The 24,407-nt window shown below is 59.4% G+C and carries 25 protein-coding genes; 15 read left to right on the top strand and 10 right to left on the bottom strand.

Annotated features, from left to right (window positions below):
• The first annotated feature begins 105 nt into the window (after positions 1–105).
• Positions 106–681 (top strand): GNAT family N-acetyltransferase, encoded by a 576-nt coding sequence (locus AC0IXS_RS26290; RefSeq protein WP_057408994.1) that lies wholly within the window; start codon positions 106–108, stop codon positions 679–681.
• A gap of 107 nt (positions 682–788) precedes the next feature.
• Here the strand turns inward: AC0IXS_RS26290 and AC0IXS_RS26285 are convergent, their stop codons facing one another.
• The 3 genes from AC0IXS_RS26285 to AC0IXS_RS26275 all read right to left on the bottom strand — a co-directional run bounded on the left by AC0IXS_RS26285 (position 789) and on the right by AC0IXS_RS26275 (position 3,422).
• Positions 789–1,061 (bottom strand): hypothetical protein, encoded by a 273-nt coding sequence (locus tag AC0IXS_RS26285; RefSeq protein WP_004886613.1) that lies wholly within the window; start codon positions 1,059–1,061, stop codon positions 789–791.
• 157 nt (positions 1,062–1,218) lie between these two features.
• Positions 1,219–2,787, bottom strand: a complete 1,569-nt coding sequence (locus tag AC0IXS_RS26280; protein WP_057408993.1) for a TerC family protein — start codon at positions 2,785–2,787, stop codon at positions 1,219–1,221.
• Between the two features lie 449 nt (positions 2,788–3,236).
• Complete coding sequence (locus AC0IXS_RS26275) at positions 3,237–3,422, bottom strand: hypothetical protein (RefSeq protein WP_191957444.1); 186 nt, start codon at positions 3,420–3,422, stop codon at positions 3,237–3,239.
• Here AC0IXS_RS26275 and AC0IXS_RS26270 point away from each other — a divergent pair.
• The 5 genes from AC0IXS_RS26270 (at position 3,421) to AC0IXS_RS26250 (ending at position 6,284) form a co-directional block, all read left to right on the top strand.
• Positions 3,421–3,699 carry a hypothetical protein gene (locus AC0IXS_RS26270; protein WP_057408992.1) on the top strand — a complete coding sequence of 93 codons (279 nt, stop codon included), beginning with the start codon at positions 3,421–3,423 and terminating at the stop codon, positions 3,697–3,699. The two genes, AC0IXS_RS26275 and AC0IXS_RS26270, sit on opposite strands and share 2 nt — an antisense overlap.
• Before the next feature lie 119 nt (positions 3,700–3,818).
• A complete protein-coding gene (locus AC0IXS_RS26265; RefSeq protein WP_137203080.1) occupies positions 3,819–4,160 on the top strand; it encodes an FKBP-type peptidyl-prolyl cis-trans isomerase in 342 nt (113 codons plus the stop codon).
• A 129-nt stretch (positions 4,161–4,289) separates the two neighbouring features.
• Positions 4,290–4,517, top strand: a complete 228-nt coding sequence (locus AC0IXS_RS26260; protein ID WP_004886622.1) for a hypothetical protein — start codon at positions 4,290–4,292, stop codon at positions 4,515–4,517.
• 57 nt (positions 4,518–4,574) lie between these two features.
• Entirely contained in the window at positions 4,575–5,273 is a 699-nt protein-coding gene (locus AC0IXS_RS26255) for a YoaK family protein (protein WP_191954408.1), read from the top strand.
• Positions 5,274–5,321: 48 nt separating this feature from the next.
• Positions 5,322–6,284, top strand: a complete 963-nt coding sequence (locus AC0IXS_RS26250; protein WP_069144074.1) for a class I SAM-dependent methyltransferase — start codon at positions 5,322–5,324, stop codon at positions 6,282–6,284.
• A 36-nt stretch (positions 6,285–6,320) separates the two neighbouring features.
• Here AC0IXS_RS26250 and AC0IXS_RS26245 read toward each other — a convergent pair whose 3' ends face one another.
• Together AC0IXS_RS26245 and AC0IXS_RS26240 are read right to left on the bottom strand one after the other, a co-directional pair.
• A complete protein-coding gene (locus AC0IXS_RS26245; RefSeq protein WP_122689959.1) occupies positions 6,321–7,940 on the bottom strand; it encodes a methyl-accepting chemotaxis protein in 1,620 nt (539 codons plus the stop codon).
• A 240-nt stretch (positions 7,941–8,180) separates the two neighbouring features.
• Complete coding sequence (locus AC0IXS_RS26240) at positions 8,181–9,020, bottom strand: IclR family transcriptional regulator (protein WP_137203146.1); 840 nt, start codon at positions 9,018–9,020, stop codon at positions 8,181–8,183.
• Positions 9,021–9,261: 241 nt separating this feature from the next.
• On the opposite strand from AC0IXS_RS26240, the gene AC0IXS_RS26235 reads away from it, so the two are divergent.
• The 9 genes from AC0IXS_RS26235 (at position 9,262) to moaA (ending at position 19,285) form a co-directional block, all read left to right on the top strand.
• Positions 9,262–10,290 carry an ABC transporter ATP-binding protein gene (locus AC0IXS_RS26235; protein WP_471826084.1) on the top strand — a complete coding sequence of 343 codons (1,029 nt, stop codon included), beginning with the start codon at positions 9,262–9,264 and terminating at the stop codon, positions 10,288–10,290.
• Positions 10,287–11,159 (top strand): ABC transporter permease, encoded by an 873-nt coding sequence (locus tag AC0IXS_RS26230; RefSeq protein ID WP_122574355.1) that lies wholly within the window; start codon positions 10,287–10,289, stop codon positions 11,157–11,159. Before AC0IXS_RS26235 ends, AC0IXS_RS26230 begins: the two co-directional genes overlap by 4 nt.
• 3 nt (positions 11,160–11,162) lie before the next feature.
• The gene (locus tag AC0IXS_RS26225; RefSeq protein ID WP_057408987.1) at positions 11,163–11,957 is read left to right on the top strand and encodes an ABC transporter permease; all 795 of its coding nucleotides are present in this window, start codon (positions 11,163–11,165) and stop codon (positions 11,955–11,957) included.
• Positions 11,958–11,978: 21 nt separating this feature from the next.
• Complete coding sequence (locus AC0IXS_RS26220; protein WP_122416513.1) at positions 11,979–12,287, top strand: (2Fe-2S)-binding protein; 309 nt, start codon at positions 11,979–11,981, stop codon at positions 12,285–12,287.
• On the top strand, positions 12,284–13,645 hold the full coding sequence (locus AC0IXS_RS26215) for an FAD/NAD(P)-dependent oxidoreductase (RefSeq protein ID WP_471826081.1): 1,362 nt from the start codon (positions 12,284–12,286) through the stop codon (positions 13,643–13,645). The genes AC0IXS_RS26220 and AC0IXS_RS26215 overlap by 4 nt, the downstream gene beginning before the upstream one ends.
• Positions 13,642–14,859: an NAD(P)/FAD-dependent oxidoreductase gene (locus AC0IXS_RS26210; RefSeq protein WP_449121412.1), complete on the top strand. Its 1,218-nt coding sequence runs from the start codon at positions 13,642–13,644 to the stop codon at positions 14,857–14,859. Before AC0IXS_RS26215 ends, AC0IXS_RS26210 begins: the two co-directional genes overlap by 4 nt.
• Complete coding sequence (locus tag AC0IXS_RS26205; protein ID WP_029242751.1) at positions 14,856–15,908, top strand: ABC transporter substrate-binding protein; 1,053 nt, start codon at positions 14,856–14,858, stop codon at positions 15,906–15,908. The genes AC0IXS_RS26210 and AC0IXS_RS26205 overlap by 4 nt, the downstream gene beginning before the upstream one ends.
• Before the next feature lie 791 nt (positions 15,909–16,699).
• Positions 16,700–18,052 (top strand): cation:proton antiporter, encoded by a 1,353-nt coding sequence (locus AC0IXS_RS26200; RefSeq protein ID WP_471826078.1) that lies wholly within the window; start codon positions 16,700–16,702, stop codon positions 18,050–18,052.
• A gap of 234 nt (positions 18,053–18,286) precedes the next feature.
• Complete coding sequence (gene moaA / locus AC0IXS_RS26195) at positions 18,287–19,285, top strand: GTP 3',8-cyclase MoaA (RefSeq protein WP_057409225.1); 999 nt, start codon at positions 18,287–18,289, stop codon at positions 19,283–19,285.
• Between the two features lie 13 nt (positions 19,286–19,298).
• On the opposite strand, the gene AC0IXS_RS26190 is transcribed toward moaA, so the two are convergent.
• The 5 genes from AC0IXS_RS26190 to AC0IXS_RS26170 all read right to left on the bottom strand — a co-directional run bounded on the left by AC0IXS_RS26190 (position 19,299) and on the right by AC0IXS_RS26170 (position 24,290).
• The gene (locus tag AC0IXS_RS26190) at positions 19,299–19,838 is read right to left on the bottom strand and encodes a DUF3833 domain-containing protein (protein WP_471826076.1); all 540 of its coding nucleotides are present in this window, start codon (positions 19,836–19,838) and stop codon (positions 19,299–19,301) included.
• 17 nt (positions 19,839–19,855) lie between these two features.
• Entirely contained in the window at positions 19,856–20,377 is a 522-nt protein-coding gene (locus AC0IXS_RS26185) for a chalcone isomerase family protein (RefSeq protein ID WP_025996100.1), read from the bottom strand.
• Between the two features lie 537 nt (positions 20,378–20,914).
• Positions 20,915–21,232 (bottom strand): hypothetical protein, encoded by a 318-nt coding sequence (locus AC0IXS_RS26180; RefSeq protein WP_057409223.1) that lies wholly within the window; start codon positions 21,230–21,232, stop codon positions 20,915–20,917.
• Positions 21,233–21,752: 520 nt separating this feature from the next.
• On the bottom strand, positions 21,753–22,382 hold the full coding sequence (gene ycaC / locus AC0IXS_RS26175) for an isochorismate family cysteine hydrolase YcaC (protein ID WP_004885305.1): 630 nt from the start codon (positions 22,380–22,382) through the stop codon (positions 21,753–21,755).
• Positions 22,383–22,451: 69 nt separating this feature from the next.
• Entirely contained in the window at positions 22,452–24,290 is a 1,839-nt protein-coding gene (locus AC0IXS_RS26170; RefSeq protein WP_029242745.1) for an amidohydrolase, read from the bottom strand.
• Between the last annotated feature and the right edge of the window lie 117 nt (positions 24,291–24,407).

Here is a 24,407-nt window from a genome sequence, read left to right as displayed (position 1 = left end):
ATTTACAGTTACCTTGTTAATCAGGTACTTGCACCCTCCCCACCCAACGAATAAGGTGCTATCCGTCGCACCAAGCCCACGAAATACGTTTACCAAAGGCCTCCAATGATCCACATCCGCCCCATGACCCCAGACGATTTCGACCACTTCTGGCCGACCTTTCACTCAGTCGTTCAAGCCCGGGAAACCTACGCCTATGACCCGGCGCTGACGTTCGAGCAGGCTCGTGACTTGTGGCTCAAGCTGCCACAGCACACGCTGATTGCGGAAGAGGATGGCAAGGTGTTGGGCAGTTATTACCTGAAGGCGAATGCGGCAGGTCCGGGCAGTCATGTCTGCAACTGTGGCTATATGGTGACGGACGCAGCACGAGGTCGTGGGGTGGCGCGGTTGATGTGTGAGCACTCGCAGCAGTTGGCTCGCGACAGCGGCTTTCTGGCCATGCAGTTCAATTCAGTGGTTGCCACCAATGAAGTGGCGGTCGCGCTGTGGCACAAGCTCGGTTTTGAGACAGTGGGTCGCCTGCCCAAGGCTTATCGGCATGCCCACCTGGGGCTGGTGGATTGTCTGGTGATGTTCAAGTGGCTAGGCGATGCCCCTGAAGTTCAGGAGCCTGCGCGGACCCTGCTGATCGGTCGCAAGAATATCGAGTCTGTCGTGTCACGCCCCCGCCGCAAATAAGCTGGTGCAGGCTCCCTCACCTCAGGTCCGGTTGCGACCTTGAAGGGAGCCATCTTCCCTGCATCCCTCAGCTTTTTATCCCTTGAATCTGCATTGTGCCTGGCGACTCATTCCTTGACCTCGCTCAGCGAGAATCGGTGCCCCTTGGTGTCCCGCACTTCGGTCCCCACGATGTAGGCGATGGTCTGCCCGTCATGGTCGACCAGCCGTTGCGGGGTCCCCAGGCTAAGCGTGCCTATTTCGCCACTCCAGTCGCGTCGCGGATCATGTTCGAGGTAGGCGTAGACCTTGCGTTCGCGAATGCGCCACACCGGGTAGCGTTTGCGGCTGGAGATGACGTCGTAGGTCAGGTTGGGGTTGAAGATGAAGGCAGCAGTCATGGCAGTCTCCGCTATGAAGTGGCTGACTGCACGGTGAAGCCACGTGGTTGACGCAGAATAGACCACGCTCGAAAAGCCTTCGTTGCGACCGGACGACCAACCGCAACGCCAAGAAAAACGGGCCTTTCGGCCCGTTTCTCACTCACGTTTCATATCGCTATTTGCCAGCCCCCATTTCGGTTTGGCGCTGCAGCAGCACACGGGTGACGCGGCGCTCTTCAACACCGACCACTTTGAGGTCCCAACCCTGCCAGTGGAGGCTGTCGCCCAAGGTAGGCAGACGGTCCAGCAGGCTCATGACCAATCCGGCCAGCGTCTGGTAATCGTTGGTGGCCTTGGCCTGGAAGCCGGTCCGCTCGCGGATCAGGCTCAGGTTCAACGCGCCCGAGACGATGAAGTCATCGCCCTGCGCCACGATATCCGGCCCTTCCACTTCGCTGGCATCAGGCAACTGGCCGGCGATGGATTCCAGAATGTCGGTCATGCTCAGCACACCGATGAAATCACCGAACTCGTTGACCACGAACGCGATATGGGTCGATTCCTTGCGCATCTGCTCCAGTGCATTGAGGATCGTGAAGTTGTCGAGCAGGTTGATGGCCTTGCGTGACAGCAGCTTCAGGTCAGGCTCGTTACCGGACAGAAGCTCCTTGAGCAGTTCCTTCTTGTGAACGAAGCCCAAAGGTTCATCAATACCGCCCTCGCCGATCAACGGCAGGCGCGAATAGGATGAATGCATCAGTTTCAGACGGATCTTGTCGGCGTCTTCGCTCAGGTCGATGTAATCGATCTCGGCGCGCGGCGTCATGACGGTACGGATCGGACGCTCTGCCAATTGCAGTACACCGCTGATCATCACCCGCTCGCGGCGGTCGAAAACCGGCTCGGTGCTTTCGCCTTCCATCATTTCGATTATTTCTTCGTCGACATCACCCGACTCCAGCCGGCGACCACCCAAAAGACGCATGACCGCATGGGCAGCACGTTCGCGACGTGGAAGATGACCATGAGCGGACTTCTTGCTGCGCTTGCGGGCGATCTGGTTGAAGACCTCGATCAGGATCGAGAAACCGATGGCCGCATACAGATAGCCTTTCGGAATGTGGAAGCCCAGGCCTTCAGCGGTCAGGCTGAAGCCGATCATCATCAGGAAGCCCAGACACAGCATGATGACGGTCGGGCGACTGTTGACGAACTTGGTCAGCGGCTTGCTGGCGATCATCATCAGGCCGATGGAGAAGATCACAGCAATCATCATCACCGACAGGTGCTCGACCATGCCCACCGCAGTAATCACCGCGTCGAGCGAGAACACCGCATCAAGCACCACGATCTGCGCGACGATAGGCCAGAACAGCGCGTATCCGGCATTCCCGGCCTTCTGGCTGACGTGCCCTTCGAGTCGTTCGTGCAGTTCCATGGTGGCCTTGAACAGCAGGAATACACCACCGAACAGCATGATCAGGTCACGGCCGGAGAACGTCTTGCCGAATATTTCGAACAGGGGTTCGGTCAGCGTCACCATCCAGGAAATACTGGCCAGCAGGCCAAGGCGCATAATCAACGCCAGCGACAGACCGATCACGCGTGCCTTGTCGCGCTGAGCGGGCGGAAGCTTGTCGGCCAGGATGGCAATGAACACCAGGTTATCGATACCCAGTACCAGTTCCAGAATGATCAGAGTCAGCAGGCCAAGCCAGGCGGTGGGGTCAGCAATCCATTCCATGGGAGTTATTCAGCCTTCTGAACAGAATAGTGGGCGGGAGCGCCTGATGCGTTGAGCTGCGCACGGAGATTCAGCGCCGAATGCAGGGATGCATCCAGACAGGCTGAATAGACTTGGGCAGAAGCAATACGCAAGAAAGGGGATGAAGCAAGGCTTGAATTAGGCTTTATACCGCATGGGATGCAGATGAAGGGCCAGCCTGATGCTGCAGAAGGAAAACGACTCGGAGGTTCCTGGAGGGTGTTCATACGGTCCTGAAATTTGATACGGGCGATGATCCTACAATACACAGATCGAATCCGCGCGCGGAATAAGTATTACAAGAGTTGACTGTTGAACCACTGCCCTGCTTCTCGCAAGCCCTGCCGGGCGACGTTTTGTCGCACCCGAATCCGCGACCAGTTGTCTGACGACGCCCGATGTACGGTAGATGGCGCCGAGCAATTGTTTTAAAATATTGCAATAACGTCACACTTGCGCAGGGCTAATCCCTGACGCCACCTGACAAGAATCATAAAAAGAAAGCCCGTCATAGACGGGCTTTTTTCGTTTTCAGCTTTTTGCACGCCATGCGGCCGATGAATCGCACCCATGGCAACCAACCCGTTTTCTGACCTTTGAGGATCTTGCTTCATGTTGCGTATCGTTGTTGTACATCTGTTCCAGTGGCTCAAGCGCCTGTCTTCCGGCCTGCTCTCCCGCGGATCGCAGTACGGCGAATCCCGTGATTTCACTCGTGAAAACGATGAAGGCCGCTGGACCTTCGTTTCCGTCGCTATCATTCTGACCTTGAGCCTGTATTGCCTGGCAGGTCTGGGCTACTACGCCAAGGTCAATGTCTGGGACGGCTTCACTCAGGAACAGAAAGCCAATATCGCGCAAGCGATGGTGGTCAGCTCGCAGAATCTGTAAGCGGCCAGCCTGCAACACCGGACGGGGAAGCTGAGGCTTCCCCGTTTGCGTTTCAGCGCTTGTCAGATGCTTAAGTTTCTGAGAGAAAGCTGCCCGCATAGGCAAGGAGATATATGGCAATGAACAACGAACTACTCATAACCGATCTGCAGATTGGCGACGGCAAGACCGTGGTCAAGGGTGCATTGATCACTACCCACTACACCGGCACCCTTTCCGACGGCACGGTGTTCGACTCTTCCCACGAGCGCGGCAAGCCTTTTCAGTGCGTGATCGGCACGGGGCGCGTGATCAAGGGCTGGGATCAAGGCCTGATGGGCATGAAAGTCGGAGGCCGTCGCACGCTGTTCGTTCCGGCTCACCTCGCCTACGGCGACCGGGAAATGGGCGCTCACATTCAGCCGGGATCCGACCTGAGCTTCGACATAGAACTGCTGGAAGTCCTGACACGCGACGATTGACCGTGCGGCCGGGCGTGCTGCGTGTTTATTCTCAGCATCCCGATCACACTTCGTTTGTCGGATTGCGCACACACGCAGAAAAAGCCATGCTCAGGGTATGGAATTCAACGACTTCTGACAGGACACCCCATGGCGCTCAACAAGTCGACCCAGGAGCTGAAAAAGCACCTCAAGGGCACGGCCACCAACCTCGAAACCACCGCAGATGAAATTCTCAAGCTCGCCTCTCAGATGAAAGAGGTCGATGTCACGGCCGTTCTGCAAATGGTCAATCGCCTTTACAGCGACGCCGACCAGCTCAAAGCTTATGCCGATGAGGTCAGGGCGAAGCGAATCGTCCGCGCCAAACTGCCTTGAATCGCTGACCCAAGTAGCCTGTTGATCCCGCAGTCCTAACGTTTCAGAGAGCCGTCGATGCCGTCAGCGTTCACTCATACCCGTGTTCGATACCTGGCGTTACAGAAACGGCGGACCGGGGTCGGCATGACTCTGGCCGCCAGTCTTTCGGTTCTGGCGGGCATGACGGACGCCATTGGCTTCATGGCAACGGGCGATTTTGTTTCCTTCATGAGCGGCAACACCACGCGACTGGCAGTGGCGCTAAGCGAAGGAGACATGGGCATGAGCGCTCGCCTGGCGCTGGCGATCGGCGTGTTCATTGCGGGCAACGCGCTGGGTATTGTCATCGCCCGGCTGGGCAATCGTCGTGCATTGCCGCTGTTGCTGGTTGTCGCGACGCTGTTGTGTGCAGCCGCTGCCTGGCCAATGGAGAAGAATCTGCTGGCGCTGGTCTGGGCGATTCTGGCGATGGGCATGCTCAACGCTGCCGTTGAGCAGGTAAACGGCCAGTCGGTGGGGCTGACCTACGTGACCGGTGCCCTGTCCCGCTTCGGACGTGGCCTGGGTCGCTGGTTGATGGGTGAGCGGAAGAATGGCTGGCAGGTTCAACTGATTCCCTGGTTCGGCATGTTCGTCGGCGCCGTCGTCGGAGCGCTGATCGAACGCCGGCTCGGGCTGAACGCCCTACTGGTCAGCGCCAGCCTGTCGGCATTGCTGGGGCTCGCCTCGCTCGGCATCCCGCATCGATGGCAGCGCCTGTACATGCCGCGGTGAAGCAAATAGGTTTACCATACGCGCCATTTTTCAGACCGACCCTGCCCCATGACTCCCGAAGCGCTCGCCATTCTGCAACAGCATCTGCTCAACGCCCTGAGCGACGTCCCGACTGAAACCCGCCGGTTATTTCACGGCCGCGGGCGCGTCTGGCCCGGGCTGGAGCACATCACTGTCGACTGGATGCAACGCGTGGTGCTCGTGTCGCTGTTCAAGGAGCCGCAGGAATCCGAGCTTGCCGCACTGAATCATCTGTTGCTGGCGCTGATCGAAACGCCTCAATGGCAACAGAGTCAGGCTCATACCTTGCTGCTGCAACACCGTTACCTGCCGCAGAGCACCACCCAGTGGCTGACGGGTGAGGAAGTGGATGAATGGGTCATCACTGAAAACGGTCTGCGCTACAAAGTCGATTTCGGCAAGAAGCAGAACAGCGGACTGTTTCTGGACATGCGCTATGGCCGGGAATGGGTGCAGGCTCAGGCCAGGGGCAAGCGCATCCTTAACCTGTTCGCCTACACCTGCGGCTTTTCAGTCGCAGCGATTGCCGGTGGCGCCGACCATGTGGTGAATCTGGACATGGCCCGCGCCGCGCTCAATCGAGGCCGCGAGAACCATCGCCTGAACGAACATGACCTGAGTCGCGTCACGTTTCTGGGCCACGACCTGTTCAAGTCCTGGGCCAAGGTCACGCGCTCCGGCCCTTATGATCTGATCATCATCGACCCGCCTTCTTTCCAGAAAGGCAGCTTCATGCTCGACAAGGATTACCAGCGTGTCCTGCGCCGCCTGCCGGAGTTGTTGGAGGAAAACGGTCTGGTGCTGGCCTGCATGAACGATCCGGCGGTAGGGCCTGAGTTTCTGATCGAACACACGGCCACCGAAGCACCCTGCCTGCGCTACGAGCAGCGTCTGGAGAACCCACCCGAGTTTCCCGATGCGCGTGTGGACGGCGGTTTGAAAGCACTGGTGTTCAAGGCCGAAGGATTAAGCCGGTCAGGCTGGGCCTGACCGGCTTTCAACGCTTGAGGAAGCGTGTCGGAATGATCAGGCACTCAGCCGTGAAATCACATCATTGAGCCCGGTCGACAGGCCTTTCAAGTCCTGACTCGCGCTCTGTGTGCGCTTGACGTTGTCCTGATTGGTCACCGCGATGGCGGTGATTTCTGTCAGGTTGCGCGAAATGTCCTCGGCGACCGACGTCTGTTCTTCCGCCGCCGTTGCGATCTGACGGTTCATGTCGCGGATGTTCTCCACGGCCACGGTGATTCGCTGCAGGGTTTCACCCGCATGGGTGACCTGCTCCATGCTTTCCTCACTGCGCGCCTGGCCGCCCTGAATCGCTTGAACGGCGTCGGTAGCGCCCGTCTGCACTGACGTGATGATCTGATTGATCTCCGCAGTGGACACTGCAGTACGTTGCGCCAGGGTGCGAACCTCATCGGCAACCACTGCAAAACCGCGCCCGGCATCGCCAGCCCGTGCGGCCTCGATTGCCGCGTTCAACGCCAGCAGGTTGGTCTGTTCGGCAATGCCGCGAATCACTTCCAGCACCTTGCCAATGCGCCCGCTGTCCGTTTCCAGACGCTGGATGACACCGGCAGTGGACGTTATCTCGGAACGCATCCGGGTAATGGTAGCGATGGTCGATTGCATGACCTTTTCGCCTGTCTGTGCGTTTTGATCAGCCTCATCTGCCGCGCGAGCTGCGTCGGCCGCGTGCCGAGCCACTTCCTGAGCCGTCGCCGACATTTCGGTCATGGCGGTAGCGACCTGATCGGTGCGTTCGAACTGTTCGTGCGTGCCTTGGGCCATCAGCGCTGCAATGGCGTTCAGTTCACCACCTGCAGCATCCAGATCGCTGGTGCTGCGTTTCAGACGGCTAAAGGTGTCTGCCAGAAAATCACGCAGGGTGTTGGCGGCAATTGCCAGACGTCCCAGTTCATCCTGACGGGTGACCTCGACGCGGTCGGCGAACTTGCCTTCGCTCAACTGAGCCACGTATTCAATTAGCATGCGAATCGGCGCAACGATGTTGCGGTTGACCATCCACAGTGCAAGCAGACCAACCAGCAGAGCCGAGGCCAGCATGACTGAGGTGCCCACCAGAATGGTCCGCGCAGCTTCATCGCTGATGATGATCGACTGGTCGGCACTGAGCTTATGCAGTTGGTCAACCAGAGTGGCCATTTGTTCGCTGGTCGGACGGTCCACGCCTTTGACGGCCAGATCACCCGCCGTGGCGTCACCTCCAGAGGCAATGAACGCATCGCGACCGGTGCGATAGGCCGATCCAAGTGTGCGGTGTTCCTGAGCAAGCTTCTGAACCTGACCCTTGAGCGCGGCATCAATGCCTTTCAACTCGGCAAGCTTGCCCAGCGTGCTCTGAACCCGGCGCTCCTGCTCTTCAAACTGCGCCCAGTATTTGTCACGCTCGGCGGGCGTCTTGCCGCGCAGCAGTACGTTCTTCCACTCCTGGACCTGAACCTTGAACAGCAGATTGGCTTCGTCGATCATTTGCGAAGATTGAACGGGGCCGTCGAGCAGGCTCCGATACGCCTGGATGTTGTTGGAGAGGAAGCTGAAACAGGCCAGGGCGATGAGCAAGACCAGTACGAGGCTACCGCCCAGCAAGGCAAGAATCTGAAGCTTCAGGGATTTGGACATGGGTTGCGTCTCTGGAAAAAAACGGACCTGCAAAGGCGTGCAGATAGAAGAACAGGCCACCTCCCTGTACAGCCGTTCGAGGGAATCGGCATGTATGGCCTCATGATATGACCATCGGCATATGCCAATTTTTCTTGAGTGACCCGTAACAAAACAGCTGTCGAGTTCCAGTGCGTCAATAAAGCGCCGTCAGGTGCTCATTCGAATCTGCCCCAGAACAGATTCAATGAACATCGGCTGCTACTCAGCCTGCCCGAACACCTGACTCGGACGCCTCAATGACGGATCGAACGGGTTGATGCGCGCACTGACCGCCGTGGCCTCGCGCTTGAGCAATTCGACCACTGTCGTCAGCCGGTCCGGGCCCAGACGGTCAGAGATAGTGGCGACACTGAGCGCCGCGACGGCGCGGCCGTTACGGTCCAGAATGGGTACTGCCAGCCCGGCCATTCCCGGCAATGCACCGGTGTTGCGCGCGGCATAACCCAGACGCCTGACGTTCTCGACTTCAGAGCGCAGGAAGACCTCGTCGTACAGATGAAAATCCTTGAGCCTGGGCAGATTGTAGGCGATCACCGTTTCGCGCTCGTCTTCGGGCAGAAATGCCAGAATGGCCAGGCTGCCCTGCCCCACGCCCAAGGCAACGCGCCCGCCGATGTCGCCGGTAAACGTGCGAATCGGGTACGGTCCTTCGCTGCGGTCCAGACAGATGGCATCAAAACCGCTGCGCGCCAGCAGAAACAGCGAGTCACCCAGCGAGGCGGACAACCGAAGCAGGCTGGGCCTGACCAGATCCCGCAGGTTGCCGGTATTGCCTGCCTTCGCGGCCAGCGCAAAGAACTCAATGCTCAGCCGATAGCGCTTGCTGAGTAGATCCTGCTCGACCATGCCCTCGTCCATCAGGCTGCGCAGCAAACGGTGAGTCGTGGGCTGGGACAGGCCGACGCGCTGCGCCAGTTGCGTCACCCGCTCGCCGCCCTCATCGCATTCACCCAGGCAACGCAGTACCGCGAACAATCTGGAAACGGCTCCGACACCAACATCCTTGCGCTCATGATTCCGATCAGTGGAATCTTTTATTCCCTTTCTCATACAGTTTTTCACTCAATGAATGAATTTGAAAAAATATGTTATTCAGTGAAATTCCTGATTGAGCGCATCCTAGCCTTCGTCCTACTCTCAGTCCACAGGGGCGATTTGAACAATCAACCGGTAGCCGACCCAGATCGAGCACCAACGTCCAATGCTGCAAAGGCTCACTTCGCATCTGCCCATAACAAAAGCGTGCCCCGGCACGCCTGTATATAAGGTGGAAGCAGGCATGGCATTTCTGCAGCTCGAAGGTCTCTCCAAACGCTACGGCTCGATCAATGCCGTGGTTGCCACTGACCTGAACGTGGACAAGGGTGAATTCGTTTCGCTGCTGGGCCCGTCCGGTTGCGGCAAAACCACCACCCTGCAGATGATCGCCGGCTTTGTCGACGTCAGTGACGGACGCATCGTGCTCGACGGACGGGACATCACTCACGCCAAACCCAGCAGCCGTGGCCTGGGCGTGGTGTTTCAGAGTTACGCGCTCTTCCCGCACATGACGGTTGCCAACAACGTGGCGTTCGGCCTGCGCATGCGCAAGGTGCCAGCCGCAGAGATCCAGAGCCGGGTCAGCAAAGTGTTGAAGCTGGTGCGCCTGGATCAGCACGCAGAACGTTATCCACGCGAGTTATCCGGCGGTCAGCGCCAGCGTGTGGCCTTGGCGCGTGCGCTGGTGATCGAGCCACCGGTGCTGCTGCTCGATGAACCGCTGTCCAATCTCGACGCCAATCTGCGCGAAGAAATGCAGTTCGAGATTCGCCGCATTCAGAACGAAGTGGGCATTACCACGCTGATGGTGACCCATGATCAGGCAGAAGCGTTGTCGATCAGCGACCGGGTGGTGGTCATGCAGGCCGGACGTATCACTCAGATCGATGAACCCTACACACTCTACGAGCATCCGCGTACGCGCTTCATCTCCGGTTTCGTCGGCAAGGCCAACATGTTGCAGGGTGACCTGGACGGCAGCGGCGTGCCGCAGATACGTCAGTTGCCGGGCGAAGGTGCGTTGATCCTCAGTCTGCGGCCGGAAAAGATCGATCTGGTCGCGCCTGGCTGTGGTCGTCTGTCGGGACGCATCGTCACCCGCTACTTTCTCGGCAGCCAATGGCTGTACAGCGTTCAGACCGGCGTTGGCGAGTTGACCGTAGTGCGCCGCAACGACGGGCAGCCACCGCTCGAGCAAGGCGCAGCGGTCGGTCTGAACTGGTCGTCCGAACTGTTGCGCGTGCTGGACGCCGACGAGGTGCGCGCATGAGCCTGCTGACTCAAATGCGTCAGGGTCGGCGCGGCTACTGGCTGTCCGCCCCGGCGCTGGCCTTGTATATCGGCCTGCTGGTACTGCCGCTGGGCCTGACGCTGCTGCTGTCGTTCAACGTGTTCGACTATCAGGTGGGCGTCAAAAGCGACAGCTACACGCTGGATAACTATGGTGCGGTGCTGACCGACAGTTATTTCTACGAAATTTTTCTGCGCACCTTCTGGATCAGCGCGCTGGTCACTCTGCTCTGCGTGGTGATCGGTGTGCCTGAGGCTTACATCCTGAGCCGCATGGGCACGCCATGGCGTTCGATCTTCCTGATCCTGATTCTCACGCCGCTGCTGATTTCAGTGGTCGTGCGGGCCTTTGGCTGGAGCCTGCTGCTGGGCGCGGACGGGCTGGTCAATCAGGGCATCCAGGCCCTGGGCGGACGTCCGGTCAAGCTTCTGTATACCCCGTTCGCAGTGGTCATCGCGCTGGTGCATGTGATGCTGCCGTTCATGATCATTCCGGTCTGGACCTCGCTGCAGAAGCTTGACCCCACCGCAGAACAGGCGGCGCTGTCACTGGGTGCCAGCCAAGCGAAAGTGATGCGCCTGATCGTGCTGCCACAGGTCATGCCCGGCGTACTTTCCGGGTCACTGATCGTTTTCGGTCTGGCTGCCAGTTCGTTCGCGATTCCCGGTCTGCTCGGCGGACGCCGCTTGAAGATGGTCGCCACGGTGATCTACGACCAATACCTGTCCGAGCTGAACTGGCCGATGGGTGCGACGCTGGCCGTGGCGCTGTTGCTGGTGAACCTGCTGGTGATGCTGTCGTGGAACCGCATGATCGAAGGCCGTTACAAGAAAACCCTGGGGGAATGATCCATGTCCAAGAACGGTCCTCTGGCCCTGTCGTTTCATGCGTTGGTCGTGGTGTTCATGATGGCGCCACTGGTGGTCGTCTGCCTGGTGGCGTTCACCCCTGAAAACACCCTGAGCCTGCCGACCACGGAGTTTTCGCTGCGCTGGTTCAAGGCAGTATTCGAACGGGCCGACTTCATTGACTCGTTCTACAACAGCCTGATTCTGGCGTTTGTGTCGGCAACGCTGGCCACGCTGATAGCGGTACCTGCCGCGCTGGCAATTACTCGGCACAGCTTTCCGGGACGCAACTTTTTCAACGCCCTGTTTCTGTCGCCCATCATCATTCCGCATCTGGTGCTGGGTGTGGCGATGCTGCGCCTGTTTGCCCTGATGGGCGTCAACGGCAGCTTCACCTGGCTGATCTTCGCCCACGTGCTGGTCATCACGCCCTACGTGCTGCGCCTGGTATTGGCCGCTGCCATCGGCATTGATCGCAGCGCCGAACACGCCGCCCAATCGCTGGGGGCCAGTCGCTTCACGCTGTTTCGCCAGATCACCCTGCCGATGATTCTGCCCGGCGTTGCAGGTGGCTGGCTGCTGGCGTTCATCAACAGCTTCGACGAGGTGACGTTGTCGATCTTCGTCACTTCGCCCGCGACACAGACCCTGCCGGTGCGCATGTATGTGTACGCCACCGAATCCATCGACCCGATGATGGCTGCCGTTTCGGCGCTGGTCATCGCCCTCACGGCCGCCACCATGATCCTGCTCGACCGGGTCTACGGACTCGACCGCGTGCTGGTCGGCAAACATTGATTCCGGGCCTGGAGCATAGCGATGGCACTGCTTAAACGATTGGCCGAACAAGATCGCCCGGCGCTGTCCTTCACCCTCGACGGGCAGCCGGCCAGCGGCCTGCTGGGCGACACGCTGCTGACTGCGCTGCTCACTGCGAGTGATCACTTGCGCGGCAGCGACTTCAGCGCCGAACCACGCGCAGGTTTCTGCATGATGGGCGCCTGCCAGGATTGCTGGGTACGCCTGGGTGACGGTCAGCGGGTACGCGCCTGCTCGACATTGCTGGAGGCTGGCCAGACGATCAATCGTGAGCCGGGGCGGCGTCTTTCCGGGGAGCCACGCTCGTGAGCACTGAAAAGGTTGTGGTCATCGGCGCCGGCCCTGCAGGCATCCGGGCAGCGCAAACGTTACAGACTCATGGCATCAAGCCTTGCCTGATCGACGAGGGGCTGCGCGGGGGCGGACAGATCTACCGTCGTCAACCCGAAAATTTCAAACGTTCGCCAAAAGCGCTCTACGGCTTTGAAGCACACAAGGCTGTCGCCGTGCACCAGACGCTGGATGCGCTGACGGACAGTATCGACTATCGGCCCCAAACGCTGGTCTGGAGCGCCGAACAGGGTCGACTCGACGTTCTTCAGAACGGGCTTTGCGGCCATGTCGACTACTCCCATCTGATCGTGGCCACAGGCGCGACCGATAGGGTCCTGCCTGTACCTGGCTGGACCCTGCCGGGCGTTTACAGCCTGGGCGCAGCGCAGATTGCCCTGAAATATCAGGGCTGCGCCATTGGTGAACAGGTGGTGTTCTGCGGCAGCGGACCGTTGCTGTATCTGGTCGCTTACCAATATGCCAAGGCCGGTGCCAAGGTGTTGGCGGTACTCGACAGCGCGCCGTTCTCCGCGCAGTGCCGTGCGCTTCCCGCGCTGCTCGGCCAGCCCGCGACGCTCGCCAAAGGGGTCTATTACCGAGCCTGGCTGACGGCGCACGGCATTCCGGTGCATCAGGGCGCGCAACTGACGCGAGTCGAAGGAGAACAACGGGTTGGCGGCGTGAGTTGGCAGCGCGACGGTCAGACCAGACACCTGGAGTGCGACGCTGTCGCCTTCGCTCATGCCTTGCGCAGCGAGACGCAACTTGCCGACCTGTTGGGCTGCGGGTTCGACTGGAGCCCGCTGAACCGCGCCTGGCTGCCGGTTCGCGACGATGCCGGACGCAGCAGCGTGGAGCATGTTTATCTGGCGGGCGACGGAGCCGGAATCATGGGCGCCGACGCAGCCGAAATGGCCGGAGAACTGGCCGCGTTGAGTCTGTTGCAGGATCGTGGTCGCAACGTGGACGAGCATCGCATCGACCGGCTGAAAGCACAACTCAAGCACATCACGCGTTTTCGTCACGGACTGGAAACTGCTTTCCCGTTCCCGGATGACTGGGCGGCCAACGTTCCCGATGAAACGCTGATCTGCCGCTGCGAGGAAGTCAGCGCAGGCGATATTCGCCGCACGGTGCAGGAAGGCCATTGGGAGATGAACCGCGTCAAGGCCATGTGCCGGGTCGGCATGGGACGCTGTCAGGGCCGCATGTGTGGCCTGGCGGCGGCAGAACTGGTTGCCTGCGAGAGCGGGCGTCCGGTGCAGGAGGTCGGTCGTCTGCGCGGGCAATCGCCGATCAAGCCGATTCCGTTTGGTGTGGAGACACAGGCATGAGCACGCTGATCGAAACCGATGCGTTGATCATCGGCGGCGGCATTGTCGGTGCTTCGGCGGCGCTGGCACTGGCACTGAAAGGCAAGCACGTCGCCCTGCTCGAGCGTGACTTCTGCGGCTCGCACTCGAGCGGCGTGAACTACGGCGGCGTTCGCCGTCAGGGTCGTCCGCTGTCACAGCTCCCGCTGTCGCAGCGCGCCCATCAGATCTGGGGCAATCTGCGTGATCTGATCGGCATCGATGGCGAATATCAGCGCTCCGGGCATCTCAAGCTGGCCCGCTCCGAACAGGACATGGACGCGCTACGCGCCTATGCCCAGGCCAGTCAGGGTTTCGGGCTGGACTTGCAGTTGCTGGATCGCGCCGAGCTTCGGGCGCGTTTCCCCTGGGCCGGTGATGTCGCGGTCGGCGCGTCGTTGTGCGCCGATGACGGACACGCCAACCCGCGTATGGTCTCGCCCGCCTTTGCCCGCGCCGCGCGTCTGGCCGGTGCTCAGGTTTTCGAGCAGGCGCAGGTGACGCAGGTCAATCACGACGGGCAGGCGTTCATCGTCGAAACCGCCAACGGCCTGAAACTGCGCGCACCCTGGCTGCTTAATTGCGCGGGGGCCTGGGCCGGTGAGCTCGCCGCGCAATTCAACGAACCGGTCCCCATGTATTCAGGGCACCCGGCCATGCTGGTCACCGAGCCGCTGCCCATGTTCATGGACGTCAGCACCGGCGTCGAAGGCGGCGGTATCTATGCACGTCAGGTAGCGCGAGGCAATTGCGTGCTGGGTGGCGGTCAGGGTTTTGCACAGGGTCCTGCGCGTGCGCGGCCGGGTCAGGCTGCTGTGCTGGATATCCTGCGCAACGCCGTTGAACTCTATCCCCCGCTCAAGGGTGCTCAGGCCATTCGTACCTGGAGTGGTACCGAGGGCTATCTGCCGGATCGTGAGCCGGTGCTTGGTCCAAGCCTTGCCCAACCGGGCCTGTTGCATGGCTTCGGCTTTGCCGGGGCAGGCTTCCAGATCGGGCCTGCAGCGGGCGAAGCACTGGCTGAATGGGTCTGCGCCGGTCACTCGTCGATATCACTCGATGCCTTTTCAATCGGCCGGTTCCGGACCGAACAGGCTCTATCCGTTGCCGACTCAACGCTCATCGTCTCACCCCGCTCTGCTCCCGAACCCGTTTCGAACGTCATCCCATTGCACAGAGGAAGGTCGCCTTTATGAACATCGCCAAACGTGTCGCCCTCACCGGTCTGTCTTGCCTGCCCTTGGCGGCTTTGCTCACGTCCATGCCCGCCAGCGCCGAAACCACGCTCTATCTGGGGATGAATGGCGGGACGATGGAGCGTCTTTACGCCGATCAGGTACTGCCCGCCTTCGAGAAAGCCAACAACGTGAAAGTGGTGATTGTGCCGGGCACCTCGGCGGATATTCTGGCCAAGGTTCAGGCCAGCAAGGACAACCCGCAGATGCACGTCATCTTTCTTGACGACGGCATCATGTACCGCGCCATTTCCATGGGTCTGTGCGACACCCTGCAGCCCAGCGCGGCGCTCAGCGACTTGCCGGACAAGGCGAAGATCAAGGACCAGGCTGCAGCGGTCAGCCTCGGCGTGACTGGCCTGGCGTACAACACGCGCATGTTCAAGGAGCAAGGCTGGGCTGCGCCGACCTCGTGGATGGACCTGGCGGACAAGCGCTTCAAGGACAAGGTGGTGTTTCAGTCGCTGGCCTCCTCGACCTTTGGCCTGCATGGTTTCCTGATGTTCAACCGCATTCAGGGCGGCAGTGAGAAGGATGTGGAGCCGGGCTTCAAGGCATGGCCGAAAACCGTCGGGCCAAACGTGCTGGAGTACATCGCCAGCTCGGCGAAGATTTCCGAGATGGTGCAGACCGACGAAGCCGCGCTGTTCCCGCTGACACCGACCCAGGTAACCGCCTTGAAAATCAAGGGCGTTCCGGTGGAGTACGCAGCGCCGAAGGAAGGTGGGGTGGTATTGAACGTGGCGGAATGCGCCATCGCCAACAACACCCAGCCGGAACTGGCTCAGAAACTCGCGGCTTATCTGCTGACGCCCGAAGCGCAGGCCCCGGCGCTGGAGTTCGGTGATCAGATCCCGTCCAACCCGAAAACCCCAACCACCGACAAGACCCGCACTCAGGTCGAGGCAATGAACAAGTACCTTGAAACAGCCGTGACCATCGACTGGGATCAGGTGAATCAGATTCGTCCGGAGTGGAATGCGCGCTGGAGTCGTAGTATCGAGCGGTAGTAATGACTGACGCAGAATGATGAGTCTGCCTCAACCCTGATCGTGCCCATGCTGCGCGCTCGTTGTTATACACAAGTCCGGAAGAGGCGCAAAACCGGGCCAAAAACGAAAGTGACTGAGTGAATGCCTCCCACAGTCCGTGGTCGCAGCAAGACTCGGGTATAACTCGGAGCACAAGCATGGGCATGATAGGCGTGCTTGAGATCACGCTGATCGTTCCTACGCTCCGCGTGGGAATGCCGCTCAGGACGCTCCGCGTCCGCACTTGAATGTGGCGCAGATGCGTGGCCAAGCTCCAGCGTTACCCATGTCATGCGCTCGGCTCACTGAGTCCGCAATCTGTGCCATTTGTGACGCGGAGCGTCACGGGAGGCATGCCCACGCGGAGCGATGGGCACGATCAGTGTTGAGGCGGACTTATGTATAACGCCGAGCGCTCTGCGTGGGAATGCCTCCCAGGACGCTCCGCGTCCGCTCTCGAATGTGGCGCAGATGTGTGCGAAAGCTCCAGCGTTTTCCACGTCATGCGCTCGGCTCACTGAATCCGCAATCTGTGCCATTTGTGACGCGGAGCGTCACGAGATGCATGCCCACGCGGAGCGATGGGCACGATCAGTGTTGAGGCTGACGTGTGTATAACGATGAGCGCAAAGTGGGAACGATCAGAGTGACCTGATCAGCGAAAAGCACGCTCATCAACCCGTGAACAAATTATTTCAACTTATTTCCCCGGAAGGCAGTCCCAAGGTTACGCCCTCTTTTCAAGGCGCTTTCACGGCGAATCCTCCATTATGAGTTTCATTGTCTGCATGAGCGTGCTCGGCGCGCTGTTGATGCTGTTGGCATTAACGTCTTCCTATTTGCGCTGGATGCCGGTCACCACCTCGGCGGTGTGCCTGGCGTTTGGCTTCGGCATTGGCCCCATGTGGCTTGGCGTTCTGGATCTGGACTTCAAGGAGTCCTACGAATGGCTGGAGCGCCTCACTGAAGCCGCGGTGCTGTTTTCGTTGTTCAGCACCGGCATCAAATTGCGTCTGCCGTTGCGCGGCAAGGCCTGGCATTCGGCCTATTGGCTGGCGGGGCCGGTGATGCTGGCGTCCATTGCTGGTGTGTCCATCGCCGCGCATTACCTGTTCGGCCTGACGTGGGGGATCGCGTTGCTGCTGGGCGCGGTGCTGTCGCCGACCGACCCGGTGCTGGCCGGGATGGTGCAGGTCAACAATGCGCAGGACCAGGACCGGCTGCGCTTCGGGTTGTCCGGCGAGGCGGGGCTGAACGATGGCACGGCGTTCCCCTTTGTGATCTTCGCGCTGCTGTACCTGAGCTCTGGCGAGAGCACGGCAGACTGGGTGCAATTGTGGTTCTTCAAGCACCTGATCTGGGCCGTCCCTGCCGGCTTGCTGATTGGTTACGGCATGGGCCGTGGCGTGGGGCATTTGATGATTTTTTTGCGCATCAGAAATTCGGACAGCACCTCCTCGCCCAATGACTATCTGGCGCTGGCCCTTATCGCGCTGTCCTACGTGGTCGCGCAAAGCGTAAACGCCTTTGGCTTTCTCTCGGTGTTCGCGGCCGGGGTTGGCTTGCGTCAGGCAGAAGCGCGCATCACTCGCTCGGAGGTGCCTTCCGAACACGTCGCGCAACCGGTGCTCGGACACATGACCGGCTCGATCGAGAAAGGCACGGTGGCTGAAGCCGAGGAACTGAGCGACTCACAACTGGCTGCAGGCGTCATGATGGGCGACATGCTGGCGTTCGGCAGTCTTGTCGAGCGGGCCATGGAAGTGCTGCTGATCACCTTGTTGGGCGCAGCGCTGGCCATTTACTGGGACTGGCGCGCCATCGGTCTGGGGTTGGCGCTGTTTTGCATCATCCGGCCTGTGAGTGTCTGGCTGCTGATCAGCAAACGCCTGCTCAATAAACGACAGAAAGCGCTGGTCGGCTGGTTCGGGATCCGCGGCATCGGCAGCCTGTATTATCTGTGTTTTGCCCTGTCCCACGGCCTGGCTGAAGACGTAGGCCATTTAGTGATCGGCATGACGCTGTCAGTCGTGGCGCTGAGCATTCTGGTACACGGCATCAGTATCCAGCCACTGCTGGAGCGCTACGAGCGCAGTTCCAAGGCCGGTATTGCCCCGGAATAAAGGGCACGGGGGATGCCATAGATCAAGTCGATCAGGCCATTGGAACAAGCGATTGGACTGCGGCATTTCGACTCGGTAGCGTTGCTGGCATGAAGCCAGTTCAATAGCAGTGCAATAATCGGGACCTGTGGCTACTATGGGTCTGTACGGCACGCTCGAAAAATCAAACTCCTTCCGTGCAGTGGCGTCCAAATCGGGCAGCCACTTCATTGATCGATCAAGTAAGAAGGTTAAATGTCAGAACCCGTCCTGATGGACCGCTTTGCCCGCAAAGTCGATTATCTGCGCATGTCAGTGACCGACCGGTGCGATTTCCGCTGCGTGTATTGCATGGCCGAAGAGATGACGTTTCTGCCTCGGCAACAGATCCTTTCGCTGGAAGAAATTCTCCAGGTGGCCGAGCGCTTTGTTGCGCTGGGAACGCGCAAGATTCGTCTGACCGGTGGAGAGCCACTGGTGCGCGCCGGCGTGGTGGGCCTGTGCGAGCGCATCGCTGCCCTGCCCGGCTTGCGCGAACTGTGCATGACCACCAATGGCTCGCAGCTCGACAAACTGGCCAAACCTCTGTTCGACGCGGGCGTTACGCGTTTGAATATCAGCCTCGACAGCCTGGACCCGGCCCGTTTTCGTGAGTTGACCCGGACCGGCGAACTGAACAAGGTCATCGCCGGTATCGATGCAGCCAACGCCGCCGGTTTCACCCACACCAAGCTCAACTGTGTGGTGATGCAGGGTCGCAACGATCATGAGGTCAACGATCTGTTGGCCTTCGCCATCGATCGCAATCTGGATGTGTCGTTCATCGAAGAAATGCCGTTGGGTATCATCAGCGAGCACAGCCGCGCTGAATCCTTCTGTTCCAGCGACCAGGTACGTGAGCGCATTGCCGAACGCTACACGCTGGTGCCTTCCACGGATTCGACGCAAGGCCCGTCACGCTACTGGCGGCTGGCCGAGGCGCCGGGCATTCGTATCGGTTTTATCTCCCCGCACAGCCACAACTTCTGCGGCACCTGCAATCGGGTTCGTTTGACGGTAGAAGGTCGCCTGTTGCTGTGCCTGGGCAACGAGCACTCGGTTGACCTGAAGTCAGTGTTAAGAGCCAACCCGGGTCAGCCGCACAAGCTGGAAAAGGCAATCATCGATGCCATGCAGATCAAGCCGTGGAGCCACAACTTCACCCATGACGATGGCGTGCAGGTGGTGCGCTTCATGAACATGACCGGCGGTTAATGCCGGTTCACAATTATTTCGGCATGTCCTGCTTGCGGAAAAACAGAGTGATCTGACCGACTTCCACGCCCAGCTTGGTCATGGATGAACGGTTGGCCATGGTCTGCTTGTCGATCATGTACATCCAGTCGTCCAGGCTAACGTCATACTCGGTGCCGTTCACCGGCAGTCTCAGCACGTAGCGCCAATGAAAGCTGTTGCCAGACACCTCGCCACTGGCCACGCCTACTACATCACCCGCTGTACCCGTCCAGTGCCCCGGCCCGTCCGGACGCAGGCGCCATTCGCGAACCTGCTTGGTGCCATCGCTGTAACTGAAGGCCTCATGCATCACTAGCACTTCGCCTTCACTGTGGCCATTGATGATCACGTGAAAGCGCTTGGTGACCTCGCCCGAGCGCTTCTGAAACATGCCCCAGGCTTCTGTGCGGCCGGTGAAGTATTCACGAAGGTCGAGCTTCGGTGTTTCCTGACTGTATCGGGTAACCGGAACGCCACCACAGCCCGCGAGGACTGAACCGAGACACAGCAACAACAACCACTTTCTGAGCATGAGCCCTCCATGAATTTTCAAGATTCCGCCTTGCCCAGCAAACGTTCCCGGAGTTCAGGATTGCGGGTTTTCGGGTCGAGCCAGATGTCGAAGAACGCTTTGGCGAACGCACTGTCCGGCACAACGTGCTGAAGCTTCTCGCCCACGTAGAACCGCGCCTCGCGTCCAGGCAGATAGACACCGGTAATTTTCATGCCTGGCTGGACGTCGACAAACGCCTGACTCATCTGCTGCCGCCAGGCTTCCAACTGCTCGGCCGTGACAGACTTGCCGGAAATGCGCTTGATTTCATCGATGCTGGCGTCGACCAGATCTTGCCGGTCAATGTCGCGGTGGTAGGTCAGTTCAAGCGCCATGGGCGAATTGACTGTGAAAGGCGTGGCGGGACTCAGAAGTCTGGCGGTGTAGATCCGGAACCCGAACAGGGTGAGCTCGCCGGAACCGACGACCTGAGCATTCGGCAGCGCTTCACGCCAACTGGCCTGAACACCGCCACTGAGCAACAGCACCACGATCAATAACCATCTCGGCGCAACCATCGTCAGCCTCTTGCAGGACCGTTGGCAAGGACGCCAGCGGTTGAAGAAAGTCAGTAGAGTCAGCGGTGTGGTCTATACCGAAACCGGCAAAAACAGCGCCAAACACGCTGACTCGTGATAAAAATCTATAACAGTGACACCGCTTTGTACAACAATAAGACGAGATTTTTTTCAGATTTGAAACAGGCAGTTAGCCGGGCTGGTACAAAGAGACCGCTGGAAACACCGGAAATTGGCAAGCTTCACTGCTGAGACGTGTCTGGACCGTGAAAAAACGGCGAGGAAGCGATAAACGCAAAAAACCGTCGACAATCGCGACCGGCAGCAACCACCTTGCAAGGAAGTTAGACAAGGATTGGGGATGTACAACGTGGAGAAGAACACTCTTTCAGTTGAACGAAATGTTCCCTGTCAAAGCGTCGTTAGTTAATTGGCTGATCAGTGGCAAGTCCGCCACCCTGCCTGACAAGGAAGCGGACCTGTTCTTCAGCTGGCAACGTTTACCGGTAAAACTTCCCGGTCGAAACTTCAATCGTTTCAGGCCACTCGACTGTGCGCCTGACGGCGGCTGTTCTGCCACTCGTTCTTCAGCGCCTGCAGCGTGCTTTCCATGTAGGACCGGTCAGCGGCCGCCTTCTTGCCGACGTAGCCCATACCCCGGCGGAACATGCCCAGCGCGGCGCGCAACTCGGGATGAGCGTCGCGGAACTCATCTTCCTGAGTGTGCGGCGTCATGGGGTCCACATGAACTTCGCCGGAATTGGAAATCCAGGCAATGTGGTTATCCAGCGTATCTTTGCGGGCCGCAAACAGACGAGCCAGTTCATCAATGTTCGGTTGATTGTTCATGTTCATGTTGATGCTCCTTCGCTCGTAAGCAGTTCAATGGTTGATACATCAAGTTCATGTGCCAGACGATTCATGCACGAAACACGATGGAGTGTTCGTCGAATACAGATCCAGCCCTCAAGGAATTGCAGGTAGCCTTGATGTAAAGCCGCTACATGGCAGCGTCATCGAAGAGAGAAGAAGTAGCGAAACCCAAAGGCCTGAAGATCATCGGACGATCAACCACAAGCTTCATGAGAACGTTTCGCCAGCCTCTCGCCTGCTCATCAGGACGATCATGCCAGTTCAGCTTCATCAATCTGCCTTGTGGGCAGCCTACATCCGGGAACATCTCGACGGCTTGCCGAGCCTGTTCAATACATCTTTGCGGCGCTCCCGATCAGGGAGACAGCTGCATAATGCAAAAGGAAACCGGGGTCGTCATTCATTATGTAGTGATTATTTTCACGCACTACATAATTGTCCGACAAGGCAAAAAAAAACGGCACAGTGACCGTATAGTCACTGTGCCGCCTGGAACCGCAGGTTATTTGGCGGTAAAAGCGCTGTAGCTGTTCATCAGGTTGCGGTAGTTCGGGATGCGCTGGGACAACAGGTTGGCCAGGCCTTCCATGTCGTTGCGCCAGTCGATCTGCAGCTCGCAGGCCACCGAGAACCAGTTGACCAGTTGTGCGCCGGCCGCGCTCATGCGTGCCCAGGCCGCTTTCTGAACGGTTTCGTTGAAGGTGCCGGAAGCATCGGTGACCACAAACACTTCGAAGCCTTCAGCCAGCGCGCACAGAGTCGGGAACGCTACGCAGACGTCGGTCACGACACCGGCAATGATCAATTGCTTGCGGCCGGTCGCCTTGACCGCTGCGACGAAATCATCGTTATCCCAGGCGTTGATCTGGCCTGGACGCGGGATGTAAGGCGCGTCCGGGAACATTTCCTTCAGCTCAGGCACCAGCGGACCGTTCGGGCCGGATTCAAAGCTGGTGGTCAGGATGGTCGGCAGGCCGAAGAACTTGGCCAGATCGCCCAGTGCCAGTACGTTGTTCTTGAATTCGTTGGGCGAGAAATCCTGCACCAGCGAGATCAGACCGGTCTGATGATCGACCAGCAAAACGGCGGCGTCGTCTTTGTTCAAACGGTTGTAAGGGGTTGCGGTGCTCATGGTTGACTCCTTTAAGGTTGTCGCTAATGGCACGGGGCCCTGCGGCCCCGTGCGTCCTGGGTAATCCGATCAGAAAGCGAAGCAGGAACAGCCGAATGCGCCCCAGAAACCCTGGAAATCGCTGACCGGCGCGTTGGAAAGTCGCGCGCGCTCATGGCTGTGGGAGTGCACGGCGCAAGGGCCGCTGCACTGATGCACCTGGGCGACCATCGGCGAAGTCGGACGCCAGTGACCCGGAACCTTGGCCACCGGCGACCAGTCCGGCAGCACCGGCAGAGTTGGCGGCGCGAGGGTTTCGAAATCGCCGCTGCCGTATACGACCTTGCCGTCAACCACGGTCAGCACCGATTCGATCCATTTGATGGCTTCAGGCTCGACGCTGAAGTAGTCCGCAGAAAGCGCCACTACGTCGGCCAGTTGCCCGACCTTGATCTGGCCTTTCTTGCCCTGTTCCGACGAGAACCAGGCGCTGCCATGGGTAAACAGTTCCAGCGCCGTCTCGCGTGGCAGCCCTTCGGGGTAGAGCTCCAGACCGCCGACGGTGCGGCCACTGACCATCCAGTACAGCGAGGTCCACGGGTTGTAGCTGGACACCCGCGTGGCATCGGTGCCCGCGCCGACCGGCACGCCTTCGGACAGCATGCGCTTGATCGGCGGCGTCATTTCGGCAGCCTTGGCGCCGTAGCGCTCCACGAAATACTCGCCCTGGAACGCCATGCGGTCCTGAATCGCGATACCGCCGCCCAGCGCACGAACACGCTCGATGTTCTTCGGCGTAATGGTTTCGCAGTGGTCGAAGAACCACGGCAGACCATTGAACGGGATATCGCGGTTGACCTTCTCGAACACGTCCAGCATGCGGCTGATGGATTCGTCGTAGGTGGCGTGCAGACGGAACGGCCAGCGATGCTCGACCAGATGCCGCACCACAGGCTCCAGATCGCCTTCCATGCCAGGCGGCAGGTCCGGACGAGGTTCGAGGAAGTCTTCGAAGTCGGCAGCCGAGAAGGTCAGCATCTCCCCTGCCCCGTTGTGCCGCAGGAAGTCATCGCCCTGATGCAACTTCACGCTGCTGGTCCAGTTCTTGAAGTCGGCCAGCTCTTCCTTGGGCTTCTGGGTAAACAGGTTGTAGGCAATACGCACTGTCAGCTGTTTTTCACGCGCCAGTTGCTCGATGACGGCGTAATCATCGGGATAGTTCTGGAAGCCGCCACCGGCGTCGATGGCGCTGGTCAGGCCCAGACGGTTGAGTTCACGCATGAACTGCCGCGTCGAGTTGACCTGATATTCCAGCGGCAGCTTCGGCCCCTTGGCCAGCGTCGAATACAGAATCATCGCGTTGGGCTTGGCCACGAGCATGCCGGTCGGATTGCCTTGCGAATCACGCACGATCTCGCCACCCGGCGGGTTCGGCGTGTCGCGGGTATAACCTGCAACGCGCAACGCAGCGCGGTTTAGCAACGCGCGGTCATACAAGTGCAGGACGAACACCGGCGTATCGGGCGCAGCCTGGTTCAGCTCTTCAAGCGTCGGCATGCGTTTTTCGGCGAACTGGAATTCGTTCCAGCCACCCACCACACGCACCCATTGCGGCGTCGGCGTGCGATCAGCCTGATCCTTGAGCATGCGCAGCGCATCGACAACGGATGGCACGCCTTCCCAACGCAGTTCGAGGTTGTAGTTCAGGCCGCCACGAATCAGGTGCAGGTGAGAGTCGTTGAGGCCCGGGATCACCGTGCGCTGCTTGAGGTCGATCACCTGTGTCGCACTGCCGCGCATGGCCATGACTTCAGCATCACTGCCCACCGCAACAAACCGGCCACCGCTGATCGCCACAGCACTGGCTTTGGGCTTTTCGCGGTCAACCGTATGGAATTGACCATTGAACAGAATCAGTTCGACATTCATCGCTACACCTTTGGCGGAAGATTGAGAGGCACCGGCGAGGCCGGAGAAAGACAGAGAAGGAAGAATTGCCGCAGCCGCGCTCAATAACGAGCCTTTGGCAATGAAACGGCGCCGTTG

The sequence above is a fragment of the Pseudomonas sp. AC016 genome, assembly GCF_979253365.1.
This window is presented reverse-complemented; position numbering and strand designations above follow the sequence as displayed.